At 30.0% G+C, this 15,328-nt stretch carries 15 protein-coding genes and 1 pseudogene; 7 read left to right on the top strand and 9 right to left on the bottom strand.

The window, feature by feature from the left end; genetic code table 11:
- The first annotated feature begins 1 nt into the window (after position 1).
- From FOC43_RS06510 to purN, 3 genes are read left to right on the top strand one after another with little or no spacing between them, the layout of a single operon-like run.
- On the top strand, positions 2–700 hold the full coding sequence (locus tag FOC43_RS06510; protein WP_002778537.1) for an NYN domain-containing protein: 699 nt from the start codon (positions 2–4) through the stop codon (positions 698–700).
- The gene (locus FOC43_RS06515; RefSeq protein ID WP_002778538.1) at positions 684–2,054 is read left to right on the top strand and encodes a bifunctional ADP-dependent NAD(P)H-hydrate dehydratase/NAD(P)H-hydrate epimerase; all 1,371 of its coding nucleotides are present in this window, start codon (positions 684–686) and stop codon (positions 2,052–2,054) included. The genes FOC43_RS06510 and FOC43_RS06515 overlap by 17 nt, the downstream gene beginning before the upstream one ends.
- Positions 2,045–2,620 carry a phosphoribosylglycinamide formyltransferase gene (gene purN, locus FOC43_RS06520; RefSeq protein WP_004284724.1) on the top strand — a complete coding sequence of 192 codons (576 nt, stop codon included), beginning with the start codon at positions 2,045–2,047 and terminating at the stop codon, positions 2,618–2,620. Before FOC43_RS06515 ends, purN begins: the two co-directional genes overlap by 10 nt.
- A 137-nt stretch (positions 2,621–2,757) precedes the next feature.
- Here the strand turns inward: purN and FOC43_RS06525 are convergent, their stop codons facing one another.
- Both FOC43_RS06525 and FOC43_RS06530 read right to left on the bottom strand, forming a co-directional pair.
- Entirely contained in the window at positions 2,758–2,994 is a 237-nt protein-coding gene (locus FOC43_RS06525) for a hypothetical protein (RefSeq protein ID WP_002778540.1), read from the bottom strand.
- Positions 2,995–3,160: 166 nt separating this feature from the next.
- Complete coding sequence (locus FOC43_RS06530) at positions 3,161–3,877, bottom strand: ankyrin repeat domain-containing protein (RefSeq protein WP_002778541.1); 717 nt, start codon at positions 3,875–3,877, stop codon at positions 3,161–3,163.
- 140 nt (positions 3,878–4,017) lie between these two features.
- On the opposite strand from FOC43_RS06530, the gene FOC43_RS06535 reads away from it, so the two are divergent.
- The 3 genes from FOC43_RS06535 to FOC43_RS06545 are packed head-to-tail and all read left to right on the top strand — an operon-like array spanning position 4,018 to position 6,210.
- Complete coding sequence (locus FOC43_RS06535; protein ID WP_002778542.1) at positions 4,018–4,758, top strand: TerC family protein; 741 nt, start codon at positions 4,018–4,020, stop codon at positions 4,756–4,758.
- A 49-nt stretch (positions 4,759–4,807) separates the two neighbouring features.
- Positions 4,808–5,017 carry an alkylphosphonate utilization protein gene (locus FOC43_RS06540; RefSeq protein ID WP_002780086.1) on the top strand — a complete coding sequence of 70 codons (210 nt, stop codon included), beginning with the start codon at positions 4,808–4,810 and terminating at the stop codon, positions 5,015–5,017.
- An 8-nt stretch (positions 5,018–5,025) separates the two neighbouring features.
- Entirely contained in the window at positions 5,026–6,210 is a 1,185-nt protein-coding gene (locus tag FOC43_RS06545; protein ID WP_004284719.1) for a serine/threonine protein phosphatase, read from the top strand.
- Between the two features lie 11 nt (positions 6,211–6,221).
- Here FOC43_RS06545 and FOC43_RS06550 read toward each other — a convergent pair whose 3' ends face one another.
- Positions 6,222–7,583 carry a hemolysin family protein gene (locus FOC43_RS06550; RefSeq protein WP_002780082.1) on the bottom strand — a complete coding sequence of 454 codons (1,362 nt, stop codon included), beginning with the start codon at positions 7,581–7,583 and terminating at the stop codon, positions 6,222–6,224.
- Between the two features lie 117 nt (positions 7,584–7,700).
- Between FOC43_RS06550 and FOC43_RS06555 the strand changes: the two genes are divergently transcribed.
- Positions 7,701–8,828, top strand: a complete 1,128-nt coding sequence (locus FOC43_RS06555) for an MFS transporter (protein ID WP_002793771.1) — start codon at positions 7,701–7,703, stop codon at positions 8,826–8,828.
- Here the strand turns inward: FOC43_RS06555 and FOC43_RS06560 are convergent.
- The 6 genes and pseudogenes from FOC43_RS06560 to FOC43_RS06585 all read right to left on the bottom strand — a co-directional run bounded on the left by FOC43_RS06560 (position 8,819) and on the right by FOC43_RS06585 (position 15,127).
- Positions 8,819–10,045, bottom strand: a complete 1,227-nt coding sequence (locus FOC43_RS06560) for a putative transporter (protein WP_072213978.1) — start codon at positions 10,043–10,045, stop codon at positions 8,819–8,821. The genes FOC43_RS06555 and FOC43_RS06560 overlap by 10 nt on opposite strands.
- Positions 10,046–10,090: 45 nt before the next feature.
- Entirely contained in the window at positions 10,091–10,837 is a 747-nt protein-coding gene (locus FOC43_RS06565; RefSeq protein ID WP_004284713.1) for an energy transducer TonB family protein, read from the bottom strand.
- A 1-nt stretch (position 10,838) separates the two neighbouring features.
- Positions 10,839–11,249, bottom strand: a complete 411-nt coding sequence (locus tag FOC43_RS06570; RefSeq protein ID WP_002851714.1) for a biopolymer transporter ExbD — start codon at positions 11,247–11,249, stop codon at positions 10,839–10,841.
- Positions 11,236–11,985 carry a MotA/TolQ/ExbB proton channel family protein gene (locus FOC43_RS06575; RefSeq protein ID WP_002792731.1) on the bottom strand — a complete coding sequence of 250 codons (750 nt, stop codon included), beginning with the start codon at positions 11,983–11,985 and terminating at the stop codon, positions 11,236–11,238. The genes FOC43_RS06570 and FOC43_RS06575 overlap by 14 nt, the downstream gene beginning before the upstream one ends.
- Before the next feature lie 11 nt (positions 11,986–11,996).
- A pseudogene (locus tag FOC43_RS06580) lies at positions 11,997–14,274 on the bottom strand (TonB-dependent receptor domain-containing protein).
- Between the two features lie 10 nt (positions 14,275–14,284).
- Positions 14,285–15,127, bottom strand: coding sequence for a ChaN family lipoprotein (locus FOC43_RS06585; protein WP_023890661.1), 843 nt, complete (start codon positions 15,125–15,127; stop codon positions 14,285–14,287).
- Positions 15,128–15,328: the final 201 nt, after the last annotated feature.

Raw genomic sequence — 15,328 nt, forward strand, 5'->3', positions numbered from 1 at the left:
ATTGGAAAATAAAAGCATAGCTATTTTTATCGATGCGGAAAATATACCCGCAAAATACGCAAAAAGTATTTTTGATATCGCTTCGGATTATGGTGAAATAATTATCAAGCGTATTTATGGAGATTGGACTCAAAAAAATATTCAAGCTTGGAAAGAGCAAATTGCTGAGTATTCTTTAATCGCTATGCAGCAGTTTAATTTCGCAGCAAATAAAAATTCAAGTGATATGTATTTAATCACTGAAATTATGAGTATATTTTATGAGAAAGATATTGATATTTTTGTCATTGTTTCTAGCGATAGTGACTATACCTCGCTCATTCAAAAGCTAAGAGAAAACAAAAAGCAAGTTATAGGAATGGGTCTTGAAAAGTCTATAAAATCTTATGTAAACGCTTTTAGTGAGTTTTTTTACCTTGATCAAGATGAAAACAAAAAAGAAGATATTTTAAGCAAGGATTATTTAAGAGCTTTGATCAATATCACAGAACAACTCATCGATGAAAAAGGACGCGCCGAATACGCGCAAATTCGCACCAATATGAACCGCAAATATTCTGATTTTAATCCGCAAAATTATGGCTTTAAAAATTTTCGTGCTTTAATTCAGAAATTTTTACCCAAAATGAAAAAATTTGAAGAAGAGCGAGAAAAAAATATTTATTTTCTGGTGAAAAAAGATTATGAAAACTATTACTGATGATATTAAAACTTTAGAACAAAATGCTATAAATAAAGGCTTAGATGAGCTTATTTTAATGGAAAACGCAGGATTAAATTTAGCTAAGCTTATTAAAAAAGAAGCAAAAAAAATTCGCAAACAATACAAGATAAAGAAAGTAAAAATACTTTTTTTATTGGGCGGAGGCAATAACGCTGCTGATGGCCTAGTAGCTTTAAGAAATTTAAAGCATGCAAAAGCTTATAAACTAGGCTTTAAAGAAAATGAAATTTTTAAAAAACAAGAGCAAATTTTAAAAAATTTTGGTTTTAAATTTGCAAAAAAAGAGCCTAAATTTAAAAAATTTCATATTGTTGTTGATTGTATCTTAGGCACAGGAACAAACCGCGAAGTAGATGAAAAAACAAAAGAAATTTTAGAAAAGGTAAATCAAAGTAAAGCTTTAAAAATAGCTTGTGACATACCTACAAATTTGGGTTTTACTCCTTGTTTTAAAGCTGATATCACGCAGTGTATGGGAGCTTTAAAAGAAATTTTGCTTGAGGATTTTGCTAAAGAATTTGTAGGCAAAATCAAACTCGCAAACCTAGGTATCAATGCTAAAAAATTTAGTCTTGATTCCAAAGCTTTTTTACTTGAAGAAAAAGATTTAAAAACCATAGAAAGAAATACAAGCTCCAATAAAGGAAATTTCGGTCATATCTATATAATAGCTAGTGCAAGTGCAGGAACCCTAGCAGGACTTGGAGCTTTAAATTTTGGCAGTGGGCTTGTATCCTTAGTCGCAAAAAAAAGTTTTTCACCTCTTTTAATGCTAAAAGAAAAGATTGAAAACAATGCAAGTGCCATTGCCTTAGGTATGGGACTTGAAAATTTAGATATTTTAAAAGATGAGATTTTGCAAAATATTCCTTTGGTTTTGGATGCAAATTGCTTTTTAAGTGAAGCTGTGCTTTGGTATCTAAGTAGAAAAGATGTAGTCATCACCCCACATCCAAAAGAATTTATAAGACTTTATAAAATGTGTTTTGATGAGGATTTAAGTATAGAAGATTTGCAAAGAAATCGCTTTTTTTATGCTAAAAAATTTGCACAAAATTATGATTGTGTTCTTGTTTTAAAGGGTGCAAATCCTATCATCATACAAAAAGAAAAAATCTTTGTTGTAAATCTGGGAAATGAAGCTTTAGCAAAAGGCGGAAGTGGCGATGTTTTAAGCGGTATGATAGCTACGCTTTTAGGGGTAAAATTCAGCGCTTTGGAAGCGGCTAAAAATGCTTGTTTAGCACACGCTCTTGTGGCTAAAAAATATAAATTTAACAAAAACAGCTTTGATGCAATAAAACTTATAAAAGGATTAAAATGCTTGTAAAATTAGCGGTACTTTTTAGTGGAAATGGAAGTAATTTACAAAATATCTTAGAAAAACTTCATAAAAAAACTATAGGTAAAAACACTTATGAAGTCGTGCTTTGTCTTTGCAATAAAAAAGATGCTTATGGGATACAAAGAGCTAAAAACTTTGACCTTGAAAGCGTGATCATTGAACACAAAGATTATAAAAACAGAGAAGAATTTGACGAAATTTTGGTAAAAAAAATCAAAGAAAGCGGAGCAGATCTTACTATCTTGGCTGGATTTATGCGAATTTTAAGCCCTGTTTTTACAAAAAATATCAAAGCAATTAATCTTCATCCATCTTTACTACCCCTTTTTAAAGGAGTTCATGCTATCAAAGAAAGCTATGAAAGCGATATGAAAGTAGCTGGAGTGAGTGTGCATTGGGTAAATGAAGAATTAGATGGAGGGAAAATCATCGCTCAAAAGGCTTTTGAAAAACAAAATTTAACCTTTGAAGAATTTGAAGCAAAAATTCATGGCCTAGAGCATGAAATTTTACCCTTAAGTGTAGTAGAAATTTTTGAAAATTGTCATTAAGTTAAGATATTTTATCGCTAAATTTTAGAAAATTAAATTTACTTGAGTGTTTTATCGGTATTTACTTTTAAAATTTTTTAAAGCATATAAAAAATCTCTAATATCGCTTACTTGATCTGTTACCCATTCATCTACACTCATTTTTTCATCATCTTCATCATCTTCATATCCCTCCTCATCTTCATCATATCCATAAAGTGAGGATCATCATAAAGCTCAATTTCCCAATCACTTAACTCACATTCTACATCATCAATGAAATTTTTAAGAGTTGCACCTTCAAAATCTTTTTTATCGTATTCTAAAACAGTGATTAGATTAGGCGGTAAGGTAACTTTATATTGTTCATCAACTTTTAAATTACCATTTTCCACTAGATTTTTATATTCGTAGCTTAAAACATTGCCTATAAAAGCTCTTGCTTCATGTTTTTTTAAGCCATCTATGGCACCTTTTAAATAACTATCATTTTTAAGATAGTATTCAAATACTTGTTGCATATCTTCATCTAATAAATTTTTATTTTCCATTGTTGCTCCTTTAATTTTTTTGTAGGTTTTCTTTTTCCTTATCCTTTCTTATAGCTTCATTTAATAAATCACAATATTCATTACGATCTTCATAATCCTTATAAAAGATATTAAATTTCTTTTCAAGTTGATCGGAAGTCATTGCACCTGCAGCTTTTAAAAGTTTTCTATTTCTAGCTCCTTCGGCTTGATCTAAAGGTGTCGTTAAATAGGGAACAAAATTAACATTAGCTCCAAGCTCTATTAGAAGTTGCACGGTTCTGTAATTTCCTGACTCTTTCACTGCTTCAAATAAGGGTGTATCCTGATATTTATAGATTGATTCAAACTCATATTCTTCCATATCCACATTAGCCCCTCCTTTGATGGCAAGCTCTAGAAATTTATAATCATTATTACTAGCCCAAAAATGTATAGGAGACCAGCCTGTATCTTCGCGATACACTTCAAATTTAGCTCCATGATTTGCTAGGTATTGGATAATTTGGGGGTTTGGATTTCTAACTTTTAGGATATACCTATAGATTAAAGCTTCTTTGTAAATGCTAGGATTATCTTCCATATATCTTACTACAATATATTTATCATTAGCTTCTTTGATATATTTCATATCTGCAAAGCGAAAATTATATTTAGGATCTTTTAGACTTAAGCCATACTCATCAAATAAATAATCTAAAATAGAAAAATCATTATTATTTGCTCCACAAGTGCGAGCTGCTCTCATAACTCATAGCCTTAATATCTTCTAATGTTTTCATTGTTTTTCCTTGTAAAAATTTAATTATATGTTATATCAAAATATTTAATATTTGCTTTGAAGTTATAAAATTACACTTTAAAAAATTTCAAATTTTAAGGAAGCTTATGTTCGAGTGGATTTTTAGTGCTGAAATGTGGATCGCTCTAGCGACTTTGATTGGCTTAGAGATTGTTTTAGGGATAGATAATATCATTTTTATCGCTATTTTGGTAGGAAGACTCCCTAAGGAAAAAAGACAAAGAGCAAGAATTTTTGGTTTAAGTTTGGCGATGATTACGCGTTTGTTATTGCTCCTTTCTTTATTTTGGATTATGAAACTTACAACTCCGCTTTTTAGCGTATTTTCACAAGAAATTTCAGGAAGGGATATTATTTTGATCTTAGGTGGATTATTTTTGATAGCAAAATCCACACTAGAAATTCATCATGATATCGATAATGCCGGAGAAAAAAGCGATGAAGAGGTTTTAAAAGAGGGAGCTAAAAGAGGATTTTTTAGCATATTGATACAAATTGCTGTTTTAGATATTGTTTTTTCACTCGACTCGGTTATTACTGCTGTAGGTATGGTTAATAATATAGAAATTATGATGATTGCAGTGGTTGTAGCTGTTTTTGTAATGATGCTTGCAAGCAAAAGTATCTCAAATTTCGTTGATGATAATCCAACGATTAAGATTTTAGCTCTAGCATTTTTGATTTTAGTTGGTGTAACTTTAGTTGCCGAAGGTTTGGATTTTCATATTTCAAAAACTTATGTATATTTTGCTATGGCTTTTTCTTTGGGTGTAGAATCCATCAATATCTATATCAAAAAGAAGCGCTTAGCTCAAGAAAAATCTTAGAAAATGATGATAAAATATACAATGATATAAAAATTTAAAAAGGAAAAAAATGCCTAAAGATGCAAATGGAACAGAATTAAATGCTGGAGATAGCGTAAGCGTGATAAAAGATTTAAAAGTTAAAGGTGCTAGCACTACTTTAAAACGCGGAACAACGATAAAAAATATCAAACTTACTTCTAAAGAAAATGAAATTGAAGCTAAAGTAGATAAATTTGGCGTTATTGTACTAAAGACTGAATTTTTAAAGAAAATTTAGGAAAGAATTTGCGTATTTTACTTATTTTAAGGGGGAATTACTACGCAGGACAAGAAGAATTTATCAAAGAAAATCGCTTAAAAGATTACACTCTTGATCTAAATTCTTTGCGTTTGCTTTCAGGAAGTGTAAGTAAAATCGTAAGTAAATATAAAAATTTAAATCTAAAAAATGATGAAGAATTATATAAAATTTTACTTCAATTTTTAGAAATGCGTATGCAAAAAGGTGAATTTTGCATCATTAACGCTTATAATGAAACCCTTAAGGTTTATAAAGAACTAGCTAAGCAATATCGCTATGATATTTATATTATAGATTTTAAAAGCTCTTTAGAAGAATGTCTTAGAAAAAACGAGCAAAAAGCCAAAGAGCGTGGCTATATAGTCTCACAATCACTTTTAAAAAAAACCCATCACCTGCTTGAAAGAATTCCTAAAAAATATACGATTTTAAATCCTAATGATTGGAAAAAATGCCTTTATCAAATGCCTAATCTTAGTAAGTATAGGAAAATTCACCACATAGGCGATATTCAAGGCTGCTTTAGCATCTTAAAAGAATATCTACAAGAGCTCAAAGATGATGAATGCTATATCTTTTTAGGGGATTATATCGATAGAGGCATAGAAAATGGCAAGGTCTTAAAATTCTTGCTTAAAATTTGCGAAAGAGAGAATGTATATTTACTTGAAGGAAATCACGAAAGACATTTGATAAAATGGGCCAATGGAGAACTATCAAACTCTAAAGAATTTAACGAAAATACACTCAAAGATTTTAGAAAAGAAAAACTCACGCCTAGGGATGCTAGAAAGTTTTATCCTTACTTAAAAGAATGTCTGTACTATAAATTTCATGAAAAACAAGTTTTTTGCTCGCATGGCGGGGTAAATCTTTTACCTTCTAAGGCTTATCAAATAAGCTTTATGCCAAGTTATGATTTTATTTATGGCGTAGGAAATTATGAAGAGAGTCAAAAAGTAGCAAGTCAGTTTTGTGAATTTACAAAAGACAATGTTTATCAAATCTTTGGACATAGAAACCGCACAAAATTGCCTGTGCAAATAGAAAAAAGAGTATTTTTGTGCGAAGGTAAAGTAGATGATGGGGGACATTTGTGTATAGTAACTTTAGACAAAAAAGGTTTTGAGTGTATAGAACTTAAAAATAAAGTTTATAGAAAGAAATAAGCCAAAAAGGCTTATTCTTCATCTTTGTTGGTTTTTTTAACCACCTTAACACGCTCTATAGAATTACCATCCATTTTTTTAACTTCATAGTAACAAAGCTCATCTTCAATGCGATCACCCGCTACGGGCAAGCGCCCTAGAAGATTAAACACATAGCCACCTATCGTTACTTGCTCTAAATCCTCATCATAGCTTATCAAAAGCATTTCTTCAACGGTTTCTATATCGCAACGACCTTGGAATTCATAGATGTTTTCAGCAAGTTTTTTATAGCTGTCTTCCTCATTTTCACTTTTAATCTCACCGATAATTTCTTCCATGATATCTTCCATGGTTAAAATTCCAGCTGTTCCACCGTATTCATCAATCACAAGTGCAGTGTGAGAACGCTCTTTATTCATCATCACAAGAACTTTTGAAATGCTAATATTTTCAGGAACTAAAATCAAAGGCTTAACAAAAGTATCTAAATTTTCACTCTTATCACTAAGCTCATTTTGCACTATATCTCGTATATGTATCATACCTAAAATAGTATCTTTAGAACCATCTATATATGGAAAACGCGTATGCTTATGATCGCAAATGATTTGCATATTTTCAGCATAAGTTTTTTGTTTATTTAGACAAATCATATCTTTACGAGGCGTCATCACTTCTTTTGCAACAGTATCTGAAAAATCAACCGCATTGCGGATAATTTCAGTTTCAAATTCATCCAAAACACCGCCTTTTTGGCTTTCGCTTGCTATGATTTTAATCTCTTCTTCACTATGAGTTAACTCGCTTTCTTTGGCAGGCTTGATGCCAAAAAGCTTCAAAGTCATGGCCGCAAGAAAATCGAAAATTTTAATACAAGGCAAGAAAAGTATCCAAAACCAATGAAGAGGCCTTGCTACCCAAAGCACAGCTTTATCTGCAATAGCAATTGCAATGCTTTTTGGAACAAGCTCGCCTAAAACCACATGCAAAAGAGTGATGATACTAAAGGCGATAATAAAAGCTATAGTATGGATAATAACTCCATTAAATCCAAGATTTGCAAGAGGAATTTCCAACATTTTTGCTATAGCAGGCTCACCTATCCAACCAAGGGCTAGCGAACTTAAAGTAATTCCTAGCTGACAAGCACTAAGATAGGTATCAAGTCTTGAAGTAACTTCTAGTGCTTTTTTAGCACCTACTTTTTTTTCCTTAACCATTTCTTCAAGTTTTGAACGACGCACTTTAACAATACTAAATTCAGACAAAACGAAAAAGCCATTTAAAAGCACTAAAGCTAGTGCAATGACAACCATAAGTATAGAATATCCTGCATCAAAAGACGCTGTAGGTAAAGTTTGGTTTAAATCTAAAACCTGACTGGGGTCCAATAAAAGCTCCTTATAAATAAAATATTTAATTATACACAATTAAAAGTAAAATTTTAGCTTAAAAATGGTTTTTAAGCTAAAATTAATTTGCATTGGAGTTTAATTTAAAGCATGAAAATGCTTAAAATTCTGATTATTTTTTGTGCTACATTAACCCTATCTATTGTCTATGCTCCGCAACCTATAGCACCCTTATTGTCTAATTATTTTCATGTAAATTTGCACCAAATTTCTTGGATAATCAGTGTTACGCTTATTCCCTTAGCAATCGCACCTTTGGTTTATGGTTATTTACTTGAAATTTTTTCCTTAAAGAAAATTCTTGTTGTTTCTTTGTTTTTATGTTCTATTTTTGGTATTATTGGAAACTTAAACGATAATTTTTATTTTTTTCTATTTCTTAGATTTTTACAAGCTCTTTGTATACCTGCTATACTGACAGCACTTCTTACCTTGCTTAGTCGTTTAGAAAGCGACAATATACAAAAAAACATAGCCATTTATGTAGGTGCTACAACTTTTGGTGGTTTTGTTGGGAGGGTTTTTGGAAGTTTTTTGAGCGATCTTTTTTCTTGGCATTTTGCCTTAAATTTTTTTAGTATTTTAATGATGGTTTGTGCTTTTTTATTTTTGTTTTTTAAAGAGCATCCTATAAGCTTAAACACTCAAACTTCCTTGAGGGATTTTTTACCCTTTATCAAAGAACTTAGATTTATGGTGATATTATTTTGTGTTTTTACTATCTTTTTCTCTTTTCAAAGCATAGTAAGTTTTTTACCTTTTCATCTTAAAGAAAGTATAAAAGATATCACTCAAACACAAATTGGACTTGTTTATTTGGGATTTTTAACCGGAGTAATAAGCTCACTACTTATAGGTAAAACCATAGAAATTTTAGGCTCAAAAATTCGCACAGCTATATTTGGGTTTTTGGTTTTTATAGCGGGTTGTTTTTGTATGATAGTAGGGAATTTTTATTTTGCCTTTTTTGCTATGTTTGTATTTTGTAGCGGAATGTTTATAAGTCATTGTATATTTTCAGGGATTTTAAATTCGATTGCGGATAAAAAGGGCTTGGCTAATGGAATTTATTTGACATTTTATTATAGTGGGGGTGCTTTGGGTTCTGTATTGCCAAGTTTTTATTATGAAAGTTTTGGCTGGGAATTTTTATGTATTTTCACAGCCTTTTTACTTTTCATCGCTTTGATAATTTTTAGCAAATTTAGACATTTTTATAAATGATTTTTGTTTTTATTTTTCGCGTATTCGATATTTTTTTCAAATTCTTTTAAACGCTTATGTATACTTCTAAGTTGGGTGATAGTTGTCCAATTTGTGATAAAAACACTAAAAGAACTTCTTACTTGATCAAAAGCATTATTAATTTGCATTACAATACCAAGTCCTATAGCTCCAGCAAAAAGCCCTGGTGCCATGATTAAAAATGGCACTATAACTATCATTTGCTCAAATAAAATGAGCCAAATATTAAAATATCCATAATGTAAAAAAAGTCTTTTATAGTTAAATTTAAGCCCTGTAAAAAGCTCTATCATCGTCTCATTTTTAGCGTATTCTTTGCGATTATCCTCAGCATAAACAAGCTCTTTTCTAAAAGCGGCTTCAGCTTTTTGATTGTTATATTCAAGTCCGGGTAGTTTAATACCTACAAACCATGACACAACCAAGCCTCCTAAAGAAATCAAAAGTGCAATATAGACAAGCAAACCATCAATGTTTTTTAAAAAATAAAAAGAAGAATTTTCGCTTAAATTTGCAAATAAAGCTTTACTCACAACATCACTTAAACTCCATAAAATCGGAATAAATGCTACAAGAGTCATCAAAGCTTTTATAAAACTAAGTCCTAAACTCTCTACGATTTTAGAAAAATTATAAGTATCTTCTTGAATTCTTTGTGAACTTCCTTCTATATTATCATCTTTATTTTTCCAAAATTTTAAATAAGAAAAAGTCATAGCCTCACGCCACTTAAAAGCATAGACGCTAGCAAAATAGATATTAATCGTAGCGATTAAAACATAAGGAATAGCAATAGCCAAAAAAACTAAAATCAAAGCATAAAAATCATTTGCTGAATAATTTGGCTTTTCAATCATAGCCCTAGAGTTGAAAAAATATTCTAATAAATTTTGATAATAATACAATGCGCCTTTATTGATAAAATTAGCTTTTTGGAAATTTTGCTCAGCTCTTTGATTAGCCTCTTGGATTAAAGTGGCATTATTTTCAAGATTTTCTTCTATTTTTTGCGTAGAATTAGAATCCAAAAGTTCTATTTTTGGCTTTTGTAAAACATTGTAAAAATCACTATACCATGAATTGATTGCAACATTTAAGCTTGTTTGTATATATAAGAAAAATAACAGTAAAAAAAGTCCCAAATAAGCCCATAAAGCCCATTTTTTACTTTTAAAAAACGAAGAGAACATAATCATCACCTTTAAAATAAAAATTCTAATAAACTTTTTTTAATCAAAAGTTTATTTTTTACCTAAATAGTCTTTAATATTGTAATCAATAGGCATAACAAAACTGATTTTATTACCATTTTTTAACATTTCTTTAGGCGGTTTTGGCAATGGAGAAGCTCTTTTAAATAAACTTAAAACTTCATCATTGAGCGCTGCATAAGGGCAAGATTTTTTAAGCTCTTTGCTTAAGACATTTCCGCTTTCATCAATGCTTACGCGAATTCTTACAACGCCTTCTTGTTTTTGCATTATCGCTTCTTGAGGATATTTTTTAAATTTAGTCAAATGAGCCATAAGCAAAGCTTGATAGCTTTTAACTTGTTCTTTGGCATTGCCACTTACTATAGTTTGTGTTTTATCTTCATTACTTTGTAGCGGAGCACTGAGCGATTCATTTTTAAATTTTGAATTTTCACTTGCATTAGCTATTTCTTTTTGAGCTTGGTTTTTATCTTGCTTTTTAATCTTTTTTTGAACTTTTAATACAGCATTTTTATCTTGAGAATTAAGATTTATTCTTTCGTCTTGTTTTTTGTTTTTATCTTGAGAATTACTCTTTTTTTGATCAATCGAAACTTCTTTTAATTCCCCGATAGGAAGCTCTGATACCATCATAATGGAAGTAAATTCTAATCCTTGTTTAAAATCAACACCACTTGATTTTTCTTGAGTATAAAAAGAAAAAAGGAAAAACATTAATACTAAAGCATGTAATATCAAACTTAACACAAACCCAAAAATCACACTAGACTTCATACTAATCCATCTTTTTACTTGAAAGAGCTATTTTTCCATAGCCATTCTCTTTTAATTTTTGCATTACTTGCATAATATCTTCATACTTTACACTTTTATCGATATGAAAATAAATAATTTCTTCTTTATTGCCTTTGGTTTTTATATCTAAAGCACTTGAAAGATTTTCTAGGCTTAATTTATCATCATTAATAGCCAAAGTATTATCAGTATTTAAATAAAGTATGATGGGATTTTTAAGCTTATCCTCTGCTTGCTGCGAACTCTTGGGTAATTCTATTTTGATAGAACTTGTGATAAGAGGAGTAACAGCCATAAAAACAATCAATAATACAAGCATAATATCTATAAAAGGAGTTATATTGATCTCACTTAACTCCTCTTCTTTGTGAGCCATTTCAGTTTTTATCATTAAAATAACTCCTATGAAAAAGTATATAGACAAAATTTGCAAGCTCATCTAAATGGTGCATAAGTTTTAAATTTTTTCTTGTAAGATAATTATAAAAAAGCACCGCAGGGATAGCAGCTATCAAGCCAAAAGCTGTAGCAAACAAGGCTTCAGCTATACCAGGCGCAACGACTGCCAAAGAAGCATTGCCAAGATTTGCTATACCTATAAATGCATTCATAATTCCCCAAACTGTTCCAAAAAGCCCTATAAAAGGTGCGCTAGCACCTATACTCGCAAGTAAGCTCAAGCCATTTTTGCTTGCTGTGATTTGCTTTGAGATGGTATTTTGCAAACGCAATTCTATACGCTCTTTTATGTGATCATTTTTATATTCACTTTTTTCAAGCTCATCTTGAATTTCTAAAGATAAAACACCTGCAAAATCTTTTGTCTGATCTAATTCATTGAGATTTTTTAATTCTTTTATCTTTTGTATAGATGAGTCTAAATTTTTCTTCATAAAATAAAATTGCATAAGCTTAGAAATAAAAACCGCCCATGCTAAAACAGAAAATAAAACCAATATATAAATAACACCTTTTACCACCTCATCAGCATTTTGATAAAGACTAGAAAGAGAAAGCTCTATTTTAGGTGCTTTGGTTTCTATCTTAGAAGAATCAAAAGATAAATTTGTATCTGTTGCATTTAAATTTAACAATAAAAAACAAAATAAAAATATTTTTTTTAACATTTGTATATTCCTTAATATTTATATTCAAAACTTACTATAAAAGTACGACCGCGAGCAGAGTTATTATAAATATAAATAGGATTAAATAACCCTCCAACATTTTGACTATCACCAGTATTATAAGTATAAAGCGCATCCATATAGTTCTTGTCAAATAAATTTTGTATCTCTGCTTTGATTGTAAAGTTTTTCAAAATTTTATAATTTGCATAAAGATCAACGATAGTTGGTATTTTTGGTAATTTATCTGTAGTTTTAAGCGGAGCCATAGCATCAGGATTATTTGGATCATCTTCCAAACTGCCTACAGGAGCTATTCTCTTTGCTTTTCCTGTGTATTTGGCAAGAGCTCCTAGAGTCAGTTTTTCTTCAAATAATCTTACACCCATATCAAGATTAGCATAATGCTCTGGAAGTTGAGCAAATTGACTTTGGCCTGATTGCGCTCCACCTGTTTCTAAAGATTCTGTATCTGAAAATTTATGCTTGGATTTTTGATAAGTATAAGATAGTATAGAATAAAAAAATCCTGTATCATATTTGAATTCAAGCTCAACTCCGTGGAATTTAGCTTTTTCATCATCATTTAATTGCATAAGAAAAATAGCATGGTCAGCTTTTTGCCAATATCTTCTATTATAAATATAATTTTTTACCTTAGTATCATAATAAAGCACTTTAAAACCTAAAGTATCATTATTGTTTAAAATTTCATGTGCAAAAGAATTAAAACCGATTTGATAAGTATTTGCACTTTCAGCCCTTAAAAATGTGTTCATATTATGCTCCCCACTTGCATCATGGGTAAAAAAATACTCTTGGACATTTGGGATTCTATGGCTTTTAGAATAAGAAATAAAAGGATTAAAAAGCGGATGGATATCTGCTGAAAGCATCAAAGAATAATTAAAATTATTGTAATCCTTTTCTAAATTTGTCGCATTTTTTGGCTGACAATAAGGATTAACCATACTACAAACTCCCTTATATCCACTTAATTGTGCATTGATCCAATTGACATTAGAATTTAGGGTGAAAATTCCCTTTGTAAAACTCGTATCCAAATAAAAGGTTTTAATATCTTGTTTTCCTTTAGGATAAAAACTAGTCAAAATATAAGGCAAAAGCACTCTATCTTGTGGAAAATCATTACTATAATGATTATTTAAAATATTAACCCCATAAGTAAAATACAAATTTGAATCTTGTGAAAATTCTTTATTCATGGTATTGCTAAGATCAAAAGTTACCGCTCGATTTTTAGTCTTAATTCCACTCATATTGTGATAACCCCAAGTCTTGTCTTGATTATACTTTTGCTTTCCGTCATTATAAGCAAATAAAAATTTTAAATCCAAAAGATTAGAATCAGGATTTAAACGATAGTCAATTTGATAAGTATCATTTGTAATCTTTCTACCCGCAAGATTGTTATTATAAGCTCTATAGTTTAAAATCGCCTCACTGATATCAGATTTGTATTCTACTTTAAAGAGCTGACTTCTAGGCTGATTATAAAGATTGTTTGGATTTATAGGTGCTGCTAAATTATCATCTGGAGTGCCATCATCATCAGTGTCAAATGGGGGTTTTTGATCGCCTATATAGCCTCCACCTCCGATTTTATAATTTTGAGAAACATTTTGCCCACTATAAGCAAATAAAATGCCTAAATTAGCATTATTTTCTAACATAGTTTTTCCTGCTATAGCACCCATAAAATTAGGTCCTATAGCATTGCTACCATAAGAGTATTTTCCCAAAAAACCAAAAACTCTTCCTTCTTGTACTATATCATCTACGCCTATAGTTCTAAAATTAGCCGAACCCATTAAAGCATTAGCTCCATTTGCCCCGCTAAAAGTTCCACGATTAACATCTAAGGCGACTAAAAAATTTTTATCTATTGGGGCTGTAAAACTTGAAGTTCCAATTTGCCCATGAAAGCTATCATCACTTGCAGAACCAAAAAAAGTTTGAGTTACACCATCAATTTGTGTATTTACTCTTCCAAGTCCTGTCATACCGCGAATATTTACTGAAACCCCCCCCCTGCGCTTGATCTACTTGAGTATAAGCACCAGGAACACTACGCACTATAGAATCTATACTTTGAGTGCTTGAATTTAAATTATCTCTTGTGCTTGTTGCTCCAGGAGTTACAAAGGGCTTTTCATCATTTTTGATTTTTGAGCCTGAAATTTCAAGACTATCAAATTCTAATTCTTCGGAAAAAGCAAAATTAGCAAAACATAAACCCATAACACAAAATAAACTTAATTTTTTCATTAATTTTTCCTTAATAATAAATAAAAGTATAATCACTATCTTTTAAATCTATTCCTCCATAGTTTAAATTCACTACAACTATTTTTTTGCTGCTTTTAAAATCTTGTATATGTAAAGGAATTCCTATTTTTTTACTTGTATGATAGCTTCCAGCTAGCAATAAAACTTTATTTGGATGATGAACCAATACATCCGCCATACGCCTGTCTTTGAATTGCTGAATTTCTACTAATTTATCTAGCAATTTTTTATTTTCTTCAGGATTTAACTCATGGCTTAAGGATATAATGTCAAAAAGTTGTTTTTTTACTTCATTTGTGGTTGAAACATAACCCTTTAAGGGCTGAACTCCATTATAAATACTTGTAATTTCTGAGCGTGAAAGATTTGCACCTAATATTTTTGACCTTGAATAAAAAACCACATTGACAAATTGCTCATAATCTTTCCATTTCCAGACCTTATCCCAATTTAATGCATTAGCAAGTTCATTGGCTTTAATGGTTTTTTTATTTTTAAAAGCTTTATCTAAGTGATTTTGCTCTGTGCTTGCTAGCATTTCTAAAGCTACATCAAAGTTTATATTTTGAGAACTTAAATTTCCTTCTAAAGCATTAAAAATCATAACTTGGCTTATCTTATGTTTAACCTCATCATGTTTTTCGCCAAGCAGTATCACATCTGCTTTTAATAATTCTACAATCATATCTTCAAAAGAAATCTTTTTTTGAGTATGAGTATCAAGTATATAAAAATCTTTGTTTTCTTGAAGTGGAGATGGTTTTTGCAAAACAGCACAAGCACTTAACATAAAGCTTATAAATAATGTGCTTAACATGGTATAAAATTTCATTATTATTTCTACTTTCTTTGTGGTTTATTTTTGATATTGAATATTAATATTTTATATATAAAAATACTCTTAAATATTTATATTAAATTTAATTATTTATAATTAATATCAAAATTAATTATAATAAAATGAAAATACTTATCATTAGAAAAATCATTAAATTACTTTATATTTACTTTTTAATATTAATATCCTTTATCA

Origin of the sequence: Campylobacter coli (assembly GCF_009730395.1) — a bacterium.
In the GTDB taxonomy this organism is placed as follows: domain Bacteria; phylum Campylobacterota; class Campylobacteria; order Campylobacterales; family Campylobacteraceae; genus Campylobacter_D; species Campylobacter_D coli.